Source organism: Nocardiopsis sp. NPDC006938 (assembly GCF_042869555.1).
Classification (GTDB): Bacteria; Actinomycetota; Actinomycetes; order Streptosporangiales; family Streptosporangiaceae; genus Nocardiopsis.
Genome location: NZ_JBIAGA010000012.1, coordinates 73,496 through 88,798, shown reverse-complemented (window position 1 = coordinate 88,798; position 15,303 = coordinate 73,496). Strand labels below are relative to the sequence as shown.

Genomic DNA, 15,303 nt, shown 5'->3' with positions numbered 1-15,303 from the left:
AGGGCGACCCCGTACCCGAAGAGCAGGCCGAACATGGGGAAGGCGCGGCCGTCGACAAAGGTGGCGATCCCCCAGGCGACCGCCCGGTCCGGGGTTGCGCCGTCGAGCGGGAACCCGCCGAGGTGGGAGTCGCCGCGCAGGAAGTAGTGCGAGTTGGCCAGGGCGATGCACAACAGCATCACCCCGCGCGCCAGGTCGGGGCCAAGGGCCCGACTCCGGGCGGCCACCGGCCCCCGGGGAGTGTTCATGCCGTCAGCCTACGCCATTAATAGAGTAGGCACTACAATAATGAGGCGCTTAACTGATCCCAGGAACAGCAGGCCCCGACGAACGGAGTAACCGCGCATGCGGACGGTCAATCCCGAGAAGCACGCCGCGCGCAGGGCCGCGATCCTCGGCGCGGCGGCGGGGGTGTTCGCCGAACGGGGGTACGACGGCGCCACCACGGCGGCGATCTGCAAGAGGGCGGGGGTGGGCTCGGGCACCCTGTTCCACTACTTCCCCGACAAGCGCGCCGTGTTCCTGGCGATCGTGGCCGACGACCTCGCCGAGGCCACCGCGGCCCTGGAGCGGATCGACCGCTCCGACCCCGCCGGAGCGCTGGACGCGGTCCTCGACCTGCTCACGGCGGATCTGGGCGACCCGACCGCCCCCGGTCTGGCCGCCGCCATGATTCAGCTGGCCCAGCGCGACCCGGAGTTCGCCGCCACCGTCACCGCAAGGGACGAGAGCACACGGGCCGTCCTCACCGATCTGGTCGCCGCGGGCCGGGAGTCGGGAGTGCTCACCGCGGACGTCGAGCCCCGCCGTGCCGCGCGGTGGATCGTCGCGCTCACCGACGCCGGGTACCTGATCAGTGACGACGATGGGTTCGATGCGGAACGGGACGGCGCCGAGCTGCGCCGGATCGTGGCCTCCTACCTCGGCCGCCGGGGGGACGGGGCGCGTTAGCGTCCGAGGCGGCGCCACACCGGCCGAACCGCCGGATGGAGTGTCACTCCCCGAAGGCGTCGTACCGGTACTCCTGGTGGCCCATGAAGAAGGCGTCGGGCACCAGGGTGCGCAACCCGTCCTCGCCGGTCACCTCGCTGGACCGTTGGACCGTCGGGGCGCCCCCGTTCGCACGCCAGGTCAGGTGGACCCGTGCCGGTTCGGAGCGCTCGCGCACCGGGTTCCGCTCCAGGTGCGCGTGGACCCGGTCCCAGGGGAAGGCGTCGGCGAGGTCGGCCAGCAGCCGGGCCACGGCCACGGCCGTCTTCCCGTCGATCGCCTCGAGCGCGGGCACCATCGCGATCAGGTACCTTCCGTCCACGTACCAGGCGGGGAAGTCGGCGTCCACGGTGGAGCGGTGGACCTTCGGGACGGACATCAGCAGGGCGGCGAACTCCTCGTCCTCGTGACTCAGGGTCGGCGGACCGGGGAACAGGTCCGCCTGCCGCCACGTCAGCGCGGACAGGGTCAGGGGGAGCGCGACGGGCAGGGTCAACCGCCACACCGTGAGCCCGCCTTCGGGGCCGGACACATTCCTGATCTCGGGGACGTCGAAGAGCGCGAACCGGTACCGGTCGGCCCAGCCCTCCAGAACCCCCGACACCTCGTGCTGGGCGGCGAGCGTGGCCGCCGTCCACGACGCGTTGGGCCACCCCGCCGGAACCGTCTGTTCGATCCGGCCGAACCCGAGGGCGAGTTCGGCCGAGGATTCCGTGTAGGAGAGTCCCTGCTGGGCCGCGACGGCACGCCGGTCCTCCCGAGCTCTGCGCCGTATCCGAGCCTTCCGAGCCTGGATCACGAGACCGAGCACCACGCACACCACGACGAACGCTCCGACACCGGTGAGCAGGCTCCATCCCAGGCCCCAGCCCAGGGCGACCCTGGCGGCGGCGAAGGCCGCCCCCACCAGCGCGAGACCGCCGATCCCGCATGCGGGGACGACCAGCCACGGCACCCAGTAGGACGCCACGAGTAGCGGCACCGCGACGATCACCGCGGCCAGCACGAAGGACGCGTACAGGGGGGCGCCCGGTTCGTACAGGGCAAGACCCAGGGCGATGACGGAGATGACGGCGATCGCGGTCGAGAGACGCTGGATCAGAGGCCACATCGGATGCATGTCGGGTTCTCCCTCCGCGGAACTCCCAGGAGGGATTGCATCAGACGGAGGTCTCCCCCGTCCGCCGCTGGCCGCATCCGGCCACCGCGCACCTCAGCGCCCGAGGCGGCGCCACACCGGCCGGGGCAGCAGGCGCATCCCGGCGAACAGGGGTCCGAGCACACGCGGAGCCCACACGGTGGTGGCACCGCCCCGCAGCCCCCGGGAGACCGCGTCGGCCACCTGGCCGGGGGTAGCGGGGAAGGGCGCCGGGTCCACGTGCCGCGACATCCGTGTCGCCACGTACCCCGGCCGCACCACCAGCACCCGCGCCCCGGAACCGTGCAGGGAGTCGGCCAGTCCCTGGGCGAAACCGTCCAGCCCGGCCTTGGCCGAGCCGTACACGAAGTTGGCGCGTCGCACCCGCACCCCGGCCGCGGACGACAGCACCACCAGGGCCCCGTGGCCCTGCTCGCGCAGGCGGGAGGCGACGGCGAGCCCCACGGACACGTGTCCGGTGTAGTTCACGGCGGCCGCTCGGGCGGCGGCGACGGGGTCCGCGTCGAACTCGGCCTGCGCCCCCAGCACGCCGAAGGCGTCCACGACCACGTCCAGGTCGCCCACCAGCGCCACGGCCGCCGCCACGGTGGCGGCGTGGGTGTCGGGTGCCTCGGCGTCGAACTCCAGCGAGTGCGCGGTGGCGCCCAGCGCGCCGAGGGCCTCCGGTGGCTCCGCCACCCCGCCCCGGGCCGCCAGCACCACCTCGCGGGCGCCCTCACGGACCAGCCGTTCGACGACGGCCAGACCGATCTCGCTGCGTCCGCCGAGCAGCAGGACGGTGCGTACGCCTCCCAGCGAGTCACGCATGGTCGGGTCCTCCCGAGTGGGTGTGTGAGCGGTTCAGACCAGGCGCAGGCGCCGGGCCAGGTCGGAGACGAGGACACCGTCCGGATCGGCCCTGGACCGGGCGGCCCGCCAGGCGGGGAGCTCCGGATACATGGCGTGCACGGTCTCGGCCCGGGCCCGGCTGTCCTTGGCCAGGTACACGCGGCCGCCCGCCGCCAGGACGCGCTGGTCGAACCCGTCCAGCAGGCGGGCCAGGCCGGGTGTCCCCGCGGGCAGGTCGAGGGCCAGCGTCCAGCCGGGGCGCGGGAACGACAGCGGCCCGGGGGTGGGGGCGCCCATCCGCTTCAGGACGGCCAGGAAGGACGGGGCCCCCGCGCGGGCCAGACCCTCCGCCACGGCACGCAGGGTGTCCTCCTCACCGAAGGGGACGACGAACTGGTACTGGACGAACCCGCGCGGCCCGTACATCCGGTTCCAGCCCCGCACCGCGTCCAACGGGTGGAAGAACCCGCCGAGCGGCTGGGCACGGCCCCGTTCCCGCCTGGGCGCCGCACGGTGGCGGGCGGCGTTGAAGGCGGCTGCCGACCACCGGTTGAGCAACCCCGGCGGAGCCCAGGGGGGCGCGGCCAGTGCGGCCGGAGGACGGTGCCGGAGGGGGTCGCGGCGCAGGGGCGCGGGAAGGTCGGCCGCCCGCGCGTGGCGGGCCCGGGTGAGCACTCCGCGGCCCAGGGAACCGCCCCGGGCCAGGAGGTCGACCCAGCAGACCGCGTACGGGCGGGTGTGGTCGGTGCGCTCCATCAGCGCGAGGGTGGCGTCGAGGTCGGCGGTGCGGTCGGTGTCCACCAGGGCGTGGGCGGTCTCCACCGGGAACACGCCGAGGGTGGCCTCGGTGACCACCCCGGTCAGGCCCACCCCCCCGACGGTCGCCCAGAAGAGCTCCGGGTCCGGACCGTCGGGCCCGAGCCTTCGCAGGTCGCCGGTCGGGGTGAGCAGTGTGAGCGAGCGCACGTGCGCGCCGAGGGAGGAGTCCGCGTGGTGGTTCTTGCCGTGGACGTCGGCGGCGATCGCGCCGCCGAGGGTGACGTGCCCGGTCCCGGGGACGGCGGGAACGACGTACCCGTGGCGCAGCAGGTGCGTGAGGATCGCCCCCATGCTGGTCCCGGCGGGAGCGGTGAACTCTCCGCGCCGGACGTTCAGGCGGGGCGGGCCCGCGAGCCCCGTGCAGTCGAGCACGGTTCCGCCCGCGGCCTGTGCGGCGTCCCCGTAGGAGCGGCCCAGTCCGCGAGGGAGCGCGCCGCGCGGCCCGGCGTCGGCCAGCGCTCGTGCGGCCTCCTGGACGGTACGCGGTCGCACCACACGGGCGGCGGTGGGGGCGGTGCGGCCCCAGCCGGTCAGAAGGGTCGGGCGGCTCACAGGTAGATCCCCAGTCCGACCAGGAGGGCGAGGGCCGCGAGGGTCAGCTGGAGCGGGCGGTCCCGCAGCGCGATCTCCTCGGGTTCCTCGCCCGCGCCCCGGTCCACGAGAAGGTTGTAGCGCAGCACGAACATGATGAACGGAACGATACTGACGGCGTGGAACACGGAGCGCGGACCGCCGTCCTGTTCCAGTGCCCAGAGGCAGTAGGTGACGATCATGGCTCCGGAGGCCATGATCCGCACGTGCGCCAGGTAGCCGGAGGTGTACCCCCGCAGCGCCGTCCGGGTGGGGCGGTCGGCGGCGCCCGCCTCCGTGGTGACGCGCAGTTCGGCCTCGCGTTTTCCGACCACCACCAGGAGTGCGGCCAGCGCCACCACGATGACGAACCACGACGTCAGCGGGACGCCGACCACGACCCCGCCCGCCATGGCGCGCAGCATGTGGCAGGAGGCGACCGCCACCAGGTCGCAGACGACGATGTCCTTGAGCAGGTGTGTGTAGGCCAGGGTGAGCACCGCGTACCCGGTGAGCACCAGTGTGAACCCGGGCCTGCCCAGGGCCAGGGAGGCCAGCGGCGCGGCGGTGACGAACAGCGCCCCCGCCACCCGGGCGATCGGGACGGGGAGCTCCCCCGAGGCGACCGGGCGGTGGCGCTTGCGCGGGTGTGCGCGGTCCAGGTCGGCGTCGCGTACGTCGTTGAGGAGGTAGGTGCCGCTGGCGGCCAGGCAGAAGAGGGCGAAGGCGGCGGCGCAGAGCAGCAGGGAACGGGGGTCGGCCAGCGCACCGGCGGTGGCCGGGGCGGCGAACACCAGGAGGTTCTTCGGCCACTGGCGCGGGCGGCTGGCCCGGACGAGGGCCCTGCCCCGGGTCAGGGCGCCGGTGCGGTGCATGCGCCCCTCCCGGTGGACGTGGAGAACGTGGCGGCCGGACCGCCCGTGGGGGGCGGGCGGTCCGGCCGGTGCTGCCAGCGGCGCGGTCACGGGTGCGACCGGCGGGTGGGGCCTCGCGGGCGCCAGGGTCAGGCGGCGCGGGGGGCGGCCCCGGTGCGGGGGCGGGGTACGGGGGTGTCAGCCGTGGTTCTGGGTGCGGCGGCCGGTGACCAGCAGGACCACCGCGATGCCGAGGAAGCCGGCGCCGAGCACCAGCGCGCCGATGGGAAGCGTGGTGTGCAGCAGGGGCAGGACGGTGCGGCCCTGCTCCGAGTTCTCGAGGGCGGCGGCGCGGGTGACGTCGTCGAACCGGAGTTCGCCGCTGAGCAGGGTGAGGACCTCCTCGCCGTCGACCACGACGACGCGGTGGTGCTGCTCACTCATGTCGATGGGGGTACCGGTGACCGGCTCGATCCAGTAGGTGCGGACGATGGAGAAGGTCTCGTCTCCGACGACGTCGCCGTCACCGTCCAATCCGGCGACCGAACGCGGGATCTCGCGCTCGTCGATGACGGTCGGCTCGACGGTCTGGACGAACTTGTAGGCCTCGACGCCGTCGACCTCCTCGACGCCCTCGAACTCCATGGGGACGACTTCCTGGACGGTGGTCTCGAAGAAGTCGTAGTCGCGCTGCTCGGTGAAGAAGGGGAACTTCCACCCCTGTCCGGTCTGCTTGACGGCCTCGTCGTTGATCATGGCGTCGCAGCAGTCGACGAGCTCACCCGTGACGCGGTCGTGCCCGGCGCGGCGGTTCGTGGAGCTGATGCCGAAGTCGGTGTCGGCGTCCTTGATCCACGTGAACTGGTCCCACACCACCACGTCGTCGCTGCTGGAGGCCACGTCGGCGCGGATGGTCGAGTGCGCCTCCACGTTGGCGTCCTCGACGGGCTCGACGTCCTCGATGTTGAAGTAGGAGACCTCTCCGACGTTGACGGTGGGGTTGTAGTAGTCCAGCGGAGTCTTCATCAGGGAACTGGCCATCCACGTACGCATCATGGGTGCCAAGGCGAGACAGAAGACCCCCAGCGCGATGAGAACAACCGCAACGGTACGGCGCATGTGCCCTCCTGGGCGGATGAGAGTCAGGATCTGGAACTAGGTTCAGTTCCGGGTAGAGTACTGCCCAGTAGTGAACGACGTCACCTGGGCGTGTCTGAATTTTTATAACACGTTCTAGTAGAACGCGTTTCGGCTCCCTCCCGTTCTGGAAGGCCCCATGGCGCCCACCTCCTCCGCGCCCGAGGACCCCACCTCCGGCAGCGCCCGAACCACCACCGCCGACCCCTCGCTCCTGCTGCCGCAGGTGAGCGGGCGGCACCACGCGCTCGACGGAGTCCGGGGCCTGGCCTGCCTCATGGTCCTGGTGGTCCACGTGTCCACGGAGACCGGCGACTCCCTGGCCCCCGGACCGGTGGGCGCTCTGCTCAGTGCCGCCGCCCTGGCGGTACCGCTGTTCTTCGCCCTCTCCGGCGTGCTGCTGTACCGCCCCTGGGCACGGGCCGCGCTCGACGGGACCCGGGGCCCCGACACCCGCTCCTACCTGTGGCGGCGCGTCATGCGCGTCTTCCCCGCCTACTGGGTGGTGGCCGTCGCCGCCCTGCTGCTCTACGCGGGCGACCACCTCACCTCCGTCCGCCACTGGGCCGAGGTGCTCACGCTGACCTTCCCCTTCAACACCAGCCCCCACTGGACGGGCCCCGGCCCCGAGGGACTCGGGCAGATGTGGAGCCTGTCCGTGGAGGTGGCCTTCTACCTCTCCCTCCCGCTCTTCGCGGTCTTCCTCGGCCTGTGGGCCAAGGGCGGGGCGACCGTGGACGCGCGCGGCCGCAGGCTCATCGGCGGGCTGGTCGTCATCACGGTGCTCTCCTACCTCGCGCTGGTCCCGCAGTACTATCCCGAGCCCCGCGAGATCATGCACTCGTGGCTGCCGCGCTGCATGGGGATGTTCGCGGTCGGGATGGCGCTGGCCACCCTCTCCGAGTGGGCCTGGCGGGAGAGCGGCCCCGACGGGCCGGTCCGCCGGTTCTGCCGCACCATCGGCACCTCCCCGGGGCTGTGCTGGGCGGTGGCCGCCGCCTTCTACGTCCTGGAGGCCACCCCCGCTGCCGGAGGGCGGTTCTTCGAACCGGGCAACCTGTGGGTGTCCGTCATCGAGTCGACCACCAGCCTCGGGTTCGCGTTCTTCGTGGTGGCCCCGGTAGCCCTGGCCCCGCCCGCTCCGGAGGGACCGCGCCGCCGACTGCGCTCCCCGTCCACCTGGACCGAGGGAGCCTGGCTCGACGGCGTGATGCGCCACCCCGTCATGGTGTTCTTCGCGCCGATCAGCTACGGCGTGTTCCTGTGGCAGTTCGTCGTCCTGTACCTGTGGCGCGACTTCACCGGCCAGGAGATCTTCACCGGGTCCTTCTGGCTGGACGTCATCCCGGTGCTGATCGGCAGTGTGGTGATGGGCAAGCTCACCTACCACCTGGTGGAGGAGCCCAGTCGGCGCTGGTCGCGACGGTTTCTCCCCGCCCGGAGGCACTGACCGGGCCCGCCCTCAGCCCCGGCCGCCACCGGTCCGCGACCCCTGGCCGCCCGAGGCCGCCGCCCCCGCGTCCTCGGCCTCCTCCCCCTCCTCAGCCTCGGCGTCCTCCTCCGCCACCTGGCTGGCGGGGAACAGCTGCCCCAGAGAGGCCCAGGTGACACAGGTGCCGCCAGCGTCGGTGAACAGGGTGAACGTCGTGTCCCGCTCGCTCACCGGCACGTGCCAGAGCCCGCCCTCCGGGGCCGCGGGGAGCTCGGTCCGCACCTCCTCCTCACCCACGACGACCACCAGGGCCGCGTCCTCCTCCGAGGTGTAGCCGATGGTCGCCACCTGCTCGATCCCGCCGACCTCCCACACGCTCCAGGACATCAGCCCGTCCCAGCTCGGCATGCACTCCTCGCCCTCCGGGGGCCGGAACGCGTTCGCCCGCGCCGTGGGAGCGGCCTCCACCAGGCGGCCCTCGTCGTCGAAGACGTAGGCGCTGTCGGACTCCTCCGGGGCGTACATCCGCGCGGCCACCTCACGGTCGGCCAGCGGGGACAGCACGTAGGAGCTGAGCCTGCGCGGCCCGTTCCACTCCAGCACGATGTCGTCGGGGACGGCCCGGCTGTACAGGCCGGCGTCCCGGGGCACGTCGTCCAGCGAGGCCCGCACGTTGGCCAGGTACGCGCGCTGACGGTCGCCGCTGAGCGTCCCCGCGTAGGTGTGGGTGGAGTAGGCGGCCGAACCCGCGTACACGAGCGTGACCGCCGTCGCCGCCACCCACACCGCGCGGGAGGGGTACACGAGCTGGACCGGACGGCCGCTCCCCTGACCCCCCACCCACGCACGGGCGCGCTCCTCCTTCGTCGCGAGGAAGGCCAGCGCCAGGACCAGGGCGAACACCAGCGCCGCGTCCGCGACGTACCGGGGGTCCGAGCCCACCTCGCCGTACACGCCGCCCCGGGCGATCACCGTGGGGACCGCGTCCACGAACACCAGGTAGCCCGCCAGGATCACCCAGGCGCGCCAGGACGCCCGCCGCACCCACAGGCTCACCAGGACGATCACCGCGAAGACCACCCAGGCACCCACCAGGACCGGGCCGAGCGGATCGACCAGGCCGCCCGCCGGGGTGACCGGCCCCCACTCGAACGGTCCGCCCAGGGCCCCGGTCGGGAACACCTCCCCCAACATCCTGCGCACGAGGTGCGCGACCACCTCGGCGTCGGGTACCGAGGCGCCCTCGCCGCTCGTGGAAGCCCGCTGCCGGGACAGGTACAGCACCAGGTAACCCGCGCTGACACCCGCCATCGTCCACCAGTGCGCCCCGTGAGCGCGCAAGGCCCGCCCCAGGGCCGTGAGGGGGCCGCCCGGGTACAGGAACGCCACCGCGACGACCAGCAGAAGCGGGGGCAGGAAGAGCGCCTTCACCGAGAACAGCATCCCGAACACCACGGCACCCACGGCCCACCAGGAGAACAGGGGGTTGCCGGTGCGCAGGAACCGCACGGTCCACAGCAGGGAGAGCACGATGGCCAGCTGGAACGGCACCGCGTTCAGCGCCGCCGACCACCAGCCCAGGACGGGGACGGTCAACGGGGCCAGGGCGTACACCGTCAACGGGACCAGCAGCGCCCACCGGCGGCCGAACAGCTCCCACACCAAACGGAAGAAGACCAGCAGGGCGGCCGCCTGGAGGAGCAGCATCGTGCCCGCAGCCGACGCCCAGTGGTAGGGGCCGAACGCGGTCTGCGCGTACACCAGGAACAGGGCTCCCGGCATGAAGTGGCCCTTGTGCAGCTCCAGCAGGTACTCCGGGGACAGGTCCTGGGCGTGCGCGGCGGCGAAGAACAGGAAGTCGTCCTCCACGAAGTAGGACGCGCTGAGCACGTACACCTTCAGTGCCAACGCCGCCAGGACGACCAGCAGTCCGGCCCGGACGATCCGGTCGCGTCCCAGTCCCCGCAGCCCGGCCAGTGTCTCCCCCAGGACGTCGCCGTAGGCGGGGTACCCGTCCGGCCGCTCCACCGCCCTGCGTACGCTGGGCTCCGCCCCGCTGCGCCCCATGGGGGAATCAGGCGACATGGGTACTCTCCCCGCCGTAGGTTGGCCAACCCGGAAAATGGGTGCCAGAATACAACACGTTCCACTTTCTTCCCTGACCGTTCTCGCAGGTCCTGATGGCCCGCGAACCCACAACAGGAACAGGCTCCAGTTCGCCGGTTCCGTGGGTGGTCACCCGTGCCGTGGAGGTGATGCCGGTGGGGCTCGAACAGGTCCGCCGTGACTGGACCCGACTGGGTTCCACCGAACCGCTGTGGGCGGTGTGCGTCGACCCGGACAAGCGGGACGGAGGGTGGGACGACGACGAGTTCCTCGCCTCCGGCCGTGCCGAGATCGACCCGTCCGTGCGCCGCCTGGACGAGCTCGGGCTGCTGCCCGGGCGCGGACGCGTCCTCGACTTCGGGTGCGGCGCCGGGCGGCTCTCCAACGCCCTGGCAGCGCACTTCCCCGAGGTCGTCGGGGTCGACATCTCCGCGCCCATGCTCGACGAGGCCCGCCGCCTGGACCGCTCCGGGGGCCGGATCGACTTCGTGCTGAACGACCGGCCCGACCTCTCCCGGTTCGAGGACGACTCCTTCGACCTGGTCTACACCGACCTCGTGCTCCAGCACCTGCCGACCGACCTGGCCGAGGGGTACCTCCGCGAGTTCGCCCGTGTGGTGCGGCCCGGCGGAGCCCTGGTCGTGGGCGTCCCCGAGTCCGAACGGCGCACCTTCAAGGGGCTGGTGTTCCGGTACGCGCCCTGGCCCCTCGTGGCCCTGGCCCAGCGGGTGATCCTGCGCTATCCGGCACCCATGCGGATGCACACGCTGCGCACCGAACGTGTCCGCGAGCTCCTCCCCCACTGCCGGATCGCCGCTTCGGACGAGTACTGGGGCGGGGACCACTGGCGGCACCTGCGGCACTACGTCGAGGTGGGCCCGTGACCGACACCGTGCCCTTCCGGGCGACCCTGGCCCGATCGGTGAGCCTGTTCGCCGCGTTCCGCAAGGAGCAGACCGACCCGGCGTTCTTCTACGGCAAGCTGGCCCGCGACACCGTGGACCAGCTGCGCTCCTACACACCCCTGCGCGACCGGCTCGTGGTCGACGTGGGCGGTGGTCCCGGCTACTTCGCGGACGCCCTGCGCTCCGAGGGGGCGCGGTGCCTGTGCGTGGACTCGGACGCGCACGAGATGACCCTGCACGGGCGGGAGGCCGACACGCACGCCGTCCAGGGCAGCGCGCTCGACCTCCCCCTGCGCACGGGAAGCGTGGACGTGTGCTTCTCCTCGAACGTGCTGGAGCACGTGCCCGACCGCACGAGGATGGCCGACGAGATGGTGCGCGTCACCCGGCCGGGCGGACTCGTGTACCTGTCGTACACGCTCTGGCTGTCACCGTGGGGCGGGCACGAGACCTCCCCATGGCACTACCTCGGCGGGTCCTACGCCGCCGAGCGGTTCGCCCGCCGGAACGGGCGCAGGCCCAAGAACGACTTCGGCCACACGATGTACGCCGCGCACGCCAAGGAGATGATCCGCTGGGTGCGGCGGCGCCCCGACGTGGACGTGGTGGACCTGCGGCCCCGCTACCTGCCCACGTGGACGAAACCGGTCGTCCACGTGCCGGTGCTGCGCGAGTTCGTCACCTGGAACCTGCTGATCGTCCTGCGTCGGCGCTGACCGCCCCGGCTCTGGCTCCCCGTACCCCTCCCAGCAGGGCGACCCACTCCGAGTGGCGGAAGGCCAGGGCGCAGAGCCCCGGGTTCCTCGTGTCCCGGACCACCACGCCGAAGCGCAGGTCGGCCACTTCGACGCACTCCTTGCCGGTGGTGCTGTAGGACGACGTGCGGAACACGGGCTCTGCGAGGGCAAGGCGCATGTCAGGGCCTTTCGCTGGGGGATGGTACGCGGTACACACGCGTACTCCTGCCCATCATCACCCTCCGAAATCAGAGGCTAACGTCCTGAATACACACCCGGCTCCGGCCAGGTCAGAGCGGGTCCAACCGACAGGAATCCACCGGACGAGCCTCGGGCAGGCCGGTCAGCCCGCCCAGGGGTCGGGCTTCGGCACGTCATGGGCGCCGCAGGCACGCCGAAAGTGCGCCTCGCTCACGCCGAGCTCCTCGAGTTGGTGTCGGCACAACGCGATGTTCGTCTTCGCACTCCGACACGCCGTCCTGCTTTTTTCGCCGACCACGTAGCCCTTTTTGGACAGGTATTCCCGGCATTCCATCTCTGCCTTGGTCACCGCACCAACCATGGAGGGTGAGGCTGAAACCAGCGAGAACGCCAGGGGTAAGGAGATGAGCGCCGCGATGATCCTCTTCATACAACCCGCTTTCCTAGAGTGCGACGATCCTAGGACAACGGGGGCACGAAAAGAACGGATTGGCCCTTTCCGGCCATTGTGCATTCAGCCGCATCCAGCTTTTTCCCCACGAATGCGACAGGAGCGGACTCCTGCCCCGCTCCGCTACCCTCGCCCCTGCCCGGCGCGGGGCCGGGGGACCGACCGACCCTCGTCCCGCTCCAACCTGGCCAGCGCGCGCTTGGGCGACCTGGCGTGCCTGCGTATCCCGGCGAAGGGGCACTCGTCGCGTTCCAGGTCGATGGTGAGGTCCCGCGACGTCCTGAGCTGGTCCAGTTCCTCCCAGGTCACCGGAGCCGCAACCGGGGCCCCGGGCCTGGCCCGGACCGCGTAGGGCACCACCGCGAGCTGGGAGGGGCCGTTGCGCAGGTAGTCCACGAACATCCGCCCGTGCCGGGCGGCCTTGCGCACCCGGGTGGTCCACTGGTCGGGCGCCCGTGCCGCCACCCGGTCGGCCACGGCCTTGGCCAGTCTGCGGACCTCCTGGTCGTCCACCTCCGGCCGCAGCGGCGAGTGGACGTGCAGCCCCCGGGAACCGGTCGTCATCACGTACGCGGCGAGGCCGAGCTCGGACAGCACCTCGCGCACGTTCCACGCGGCGTCACGGCACGCGTCGAAGGCGGCCTCGTCGCCGTCCGCCGGGTCGAGGTCGACGACCATCCGGTCGGGCAGTCCCAGCCGGGGCGTGCGCGAGGACCACGAGTGCAGGGTGATGGCGTCCTGGTCGGCGCACCACACGAGTGTGGCGGCCTCGTGGCACTCCATCATGCGCCCGGAGGAGGTCCACAGGGTGCGGACCCACCTGGGGTGCGCCGGGTGCTGGACGAGGAACCCCGGGGACTCGATCCCCTCCACGTACCGCTCCAGGGCCACCGGCCGCCCCCTGACCAGCGGCAGCATGAGCGGTGCGATCCGCGCGTAGTAGTCGGCCAGGTCGGCCTTGGTCGCCCCGTCGGGCCCGAAGAGCGGCTTGTCGGCGTGGCGGACCTCCACCTTGCGCCGTCCCGCCCGCACCGTCGTCCGCATGAAGGCCTCTTCTCAGGTCAGGGGTGTCGTGCGCGGGATCTACCCGCACAAAACCCCTGAAAACCACACCAAACCTTTCACATAGCGCAAACCACCTGCGGATTTCCCGGGAAACACCGACGCCCGACCGGAGGGGTCTCCGGTCGGGCGTCGGCGGGGATCGGCGCGGCGAAGCTACTTGCGCTTGTTGATCTCCTCGGTCAGCTGCGGAGCGACCGTGTGCAGGTCACCCACGACACCGAAGTCGGCGAGCTCGAAGATCGGCGCTTCGGGGTCCTTGTTGACCGCGACGATGTTCTTCGAGGTCTGCATACCCGCCCGGTGCTGGATCGCGCCGGAGATGCCGAGCGCGACGTACAGGTTCGGGCTGACCGTCTTACCGGTCTGACCGACCTGGAACTGGTTCGGGTACCAGCCGGAGTCGACGACGGCGCGCGAAGCACCGACGGCGGCGCCGAGGGAGTCGGCCAGGTTCTCGACGACGCTGAAGTCGTCCGAACCCACGCCGCGTCCGCCGGAGACCACGATGGCGGCCTCGGTGAGCTCGGGGCGAGCGCCCTTCTCCTGGACGACGCGCTCGACGACCTTGGCGGTCTTGGCGGCGTCGGAGATCTCGACCGCCACGGCCTCCTCGGCGGCGGCGCCCGCGGCGGCCTCCGGCACGACGGAGTTCGGGCGGACCGCGACGACCGGGACACCGGTGGTGACGCGGGCGTGGGTGACGGTGGCGCCACCGAAGACGCTGTGCTCGGTGACGACCTCGGCGGTGACGTCGACGACGTCGGTGAGCACACCGGAGCCGAGCTTCACGGCGGTGCGACCGGCGATCTCCTTGTTCTCGGCGGTGGCCGAGACGAGGATGGCGGCGGCGCCCTTCTCCTGCGCGAGCTTGGCGAGCAGCTCGGCCTTGGGCGCGACGACGTAGTCGTTCACCTCGGCCGGGGCCACGTAGACCTTCTCGGCGCCGAACTCGGCCAGCGCGGCCCGGCCCGACTCCACACCTTCGCCGACCCACACCGCGGCGGGCTCGCCGATGCGGCGCGCAGCGGTCAGCAGCTCGGTGGTGACCTTCTTGACCTGTCCGTCGACGTGGTCGACGAGGACGAGGACCTCAGCCATAATCCTTGAACCTTCCTGAGTCTCTCGCCTGACCTACACGAACTTCTTCTCGGCGAGGAAGTCGGCGGCCTTGGTGCCGCCGTCGCCCTCGTCCTTGACGATCGTGCCCGCGGCGCGCGGCGGCGCGGCGGCGAAGTCGACGGTCTCGGTGGTGGCGTTGGCCAGGCCGACCTTGCCGGTGTCGATGCCCGCGTCAGCCGCGGACTTCTTGTCGACCGGCTTCTTCTTCGCCTGCATGATCAGCTTGAAGGACGGGTAGCGGGGCTCGTTGATCTTCTCCACGACGGAGACGACCGCCGGGAGCTGAGCTTCGACGACGTCGTAGCCGTAGTCGGTCTGACGCTGGATCTTGATCGCGCCGCCGTCGACGTCGACCTTGCCGGCCAGCGTGAGCTGGGGCAGGCCGAGGTACTCGGCGAGCGCGGCGCCGACGACACCGGTGCGGGCGTCGGTGGACTCCGAACCGAGGACGACCAGGTCGAACTCCAGGGTGCCCAGGGCCTGCGCGAGCGCGTAGGCGGTCTGGATGGAGTCGGAGCCGTGCAGCGCGTCGTCGTTGACGAAGACGGCCTTGTCGGCGCCCATGGACAGGGCCTTGCGGATCGAGTCCGTGGCCTGGTCCGGGCCCATCGTGAGGATGGTGACCTCGCCGCCGTGCTTCTCCTTGAGGAGGAGCGCCTCTTCGATGGCGTATTCGTCGAGCTCGTTGATGACGCCGTCGGACGCTGCGCGGTCGAGCGTCCTGTCGTCGGCGTTGAGCTTCCGTTCGGTCGCCGTGTCCGGGACCTGCTTGACCAAAACGACAATATTCATGGCCGGTGGCCGACCTCCCTGCACTCCCATATCCGCCGTCAGGCGGGTGGGCGCTGGCGCGCCCCGATACTGCCAACAATGCCGAATGCCGTTCGGTCATTCGACGGCGGGTCCGGTGTACACGTCTACATCCGACCC

General features: G+C 71.6%; 15 protein-coding genes. 4 read left to right on the top strand and 11 right to left on the bottom strand.

The features are described from left to right. Nucleotides 1-345: 345 nt before the first annotated feature. Nucleotides 346-951 carry a TetR/AcrR family transcriptional regulator gene (locus ACFYL4_RS18610; RefSeq protein WP_387519521.1) on the top strand — a complete coding sequence of 202 codons (606 nt, stop codon included), beginning with the start codon at nucleotides 346-348 and terminating at the stop codon, nucleotides 949-951. Between the two features lie 43 nt (nucleotides 952-994). Here ACFYL4_RS18610 and ACFYL4_RS18605 read toward each other — a convergent pair whose 3' ends face one another. The 5 genes from ACFYL4_RS18605 to ACFYL4_RS18585 all read right to left on the bottom strand — a co-directional run bounded on the left by ACFYL4_RS18605 (nucleotide 995) and on the right by ACFYL4_RS18585 (nucleotide 6,339). Then, nucleotides 995-2,110 carry a hypothetical protein gene (locus ACFYL4_RS18605; RefSeq protein WP_387519519.1) on the bottom strand — a complete coding sequence of 372 codons (1,116 nt, stop codon included), beginning with the start codon at nucleotides 2,108-2,110 and terminating at the stop codon, nucleotides 995-997. A 93-nt stretch (nucleotides 2,111-2,203) separates the two neighbouring features. Continuing rightward, complete coding sequence (locus ACFYL4_RS18600; RefSeq protein ID WP_387519517.1) at nucleotides 2,204-2,956, bottom strand: SDR family NAD(P)-dependent oxidoreductase; 753 nt, start codon at nucleotides 2,954-2,956, stop codon at nucleotides 2,204-2,206. Nucleotides 2,957-2,989: 33 nt separating this feature from the next. Further along, nucleotides 2,990-4,348 carry an FAD-binding protein gene (locus tag ACFYL4_RS18595; RefSeq protein ID WP_387519515.1) on the bottom strand — a complete coding sequence of 453 codons (1,359 nt, stop codon included), beginning with the start codon at nucleotides 4,346-4,348 and terminating at the stop codon, nucleotides 2,990-2,992. Then, a complete protein-coding gene (locus ACFYL4_RS18590; RefSeq protein WP_357758060.1) occupies nucleotides 4,345-5,241 on the bottom strand; it encodes a decaprenyl-phosphate phosphoribosyltransferase in 897 nt (298 codons plus the stop codon). The genes ACFYL4_RS18595 and ACFYL4_RS18590 overlap by 4 nt, the downstream gene beginning before the upstream one ends. A gap of 177 nt (nucleotides 5,242-5,418) precedes the next feature. Next, nucleotides 5,419-6,339 (bottom strand): DUF3068 domain-containing protein, encoded by a 921-nt coding sequence (locus tag ACFYL4_RS18585; protein ID WP_357758057.1) that lies wholly within the window; start codon nucleotides 6,337-6,339, stop codon nucleotides 5,419-5,421. 157 nt (nucleotides 6,340-6,496) lie between these two features. Here ACFYL4_RS18585 and ACFYL4_RS18580 point away from each other — a divergent pair, with 157 nt between their 5' ends. Continuing rightward, complete coding sequence (locus ACFYL4_RS18580) at nucleotides 6,497-7,807, top strand: acyltransferase family protein (protein ID WP_387519513.1); 1,311 nt, start codon at nucleotides 6,497-6,499, stop codon at nucleotides 7,805-7,807. Between the two features lie 12 nt (nucleotides 7,808-7,819). On the opposite strand, the gene ACFYL4_RS18575 is transcribed toward ACFYL4_RS18580, so the two are convergent. Beyond that, nucleotides 7,820-9,874, bottom strand: coding sequence for a hypothetical protein (locus ACFYL4_RS18575; protein WP_387519511.1), 2,055 nt, complete (start codon nucleotides 9,872-9,874; stop codon nucleotides 7,820-7,822). Nucleotides 9,875-10,020: 146 nt separating this feature from the next. On the opposite strand from ACFYL4_RS18575, the gene ACFYL4_RS18570 reads away from it, so the two are divergent. Next, nucleotides 10,021-10,779, top strand: coding sequence for a class I SAM-dependent methyltransferase (locus ACFYL4_RS18570; protein ID WP_387519509.1), 759 nt, complete (start codon nucleotides 10,021-10,023; stop codon nucleotides 10,777-10,779). Next, entirely contained in the window at nucleotides 10,776-11,516 is a 741-nt protein-coding gene (locus ACFYL4_RS18565; RefSeq protein ID WP_387519507.1) for a class I SAM-dependent methyltransferase, read from the top strand. Before ACFYL4_RS18570 ends, ACFYL4_RS18565 begins: the two co-directional genes overlap by 4 nt. On the opposite strand, the gene ACFYL4_RS18560 is transcribed toward ACFYL4_RS18565, so the two are convergent. The 5 genes from ACFYL4_RS18560 to ACFYL4_RS18540 form a co-directional block, all read right to left on the bottom strand. Next, the gene (locus ACFYL4_RS18560; RefSeq protein ID WP_387519505.1) at nucleotides 11,479-11,715 is read right to left on the bottom strand and encodes a DUF397 domain-containing protein; all 237 of its coding nucleotides are present in this window, start codon (nucleotides 11,713-11,715) and stop codon (nucleotides 11,479-11,481) included. The two genes, ACFYL4_RS18565 and ACFYL4_RS18560, sit on opposite strands and share 38 nt — an antisense overlap. Nucleotides 11,716-11,880: 165 nt before the next feature. Continuing rightward, nucleotides 11,881-12,168, bottom strand: coding sequence for a hypothetical protein (locus tag ACFYL4_RS18555; protein WP_387519503.1), 288 nt, complete (start codon nucleotides 12,166-12,168; stop codon nucleotides 11,881-11,883). Between the two features lie 144 nt (nucleotides 12,169-12,312). Continuing rightward, on the bottom strand, nucleotides 12,313-13,233 hold the full coding sequence (gene ligD / locus ACFYL4_RS18550) for a non-homologous end-joining DNA ligase (RefSeq protein ID WP_387519501.1): 921 nt from the start codon (nucleotides 13,231-13,233) through the stop codon (nucleotides 12,313-12,315). Nucleotides 13,234-13,407: 174 nt separating this feature from the next. Next, nucleotides 13,408-14,352 carry an electron transfer flavoprotein subunit alpha/FixB family protein gene (locus ACFYL4_RS18545; RefSeq protein WP_357758033.1) on the bottom strand — a complete coding sequence of 315 codons (945 nt, stop codon included), beginning with the start codon at nucleotides 14,350-14,352 and terminating at the stop codon, nucleotides 13,408-13,410. 33 nt (nucleotides 14,353-14,385) lie between these two features. Next, nucleotides 14,386-15,165: an electron transfer flavoprotein subunit beta/FixA family protein gene (locus tag ACFYL4_RS18540; protein ID WP_357758030.1), complete on the bottom strand. Its 780-nt coding sequence runs from the start codon at nucleotides 15,163-15,165 to the stop codon at nucleotides 14,386-14,388. Between the last annotated feature and the right edge of the window lie 138 nt (nucleotides 15,166-15,303).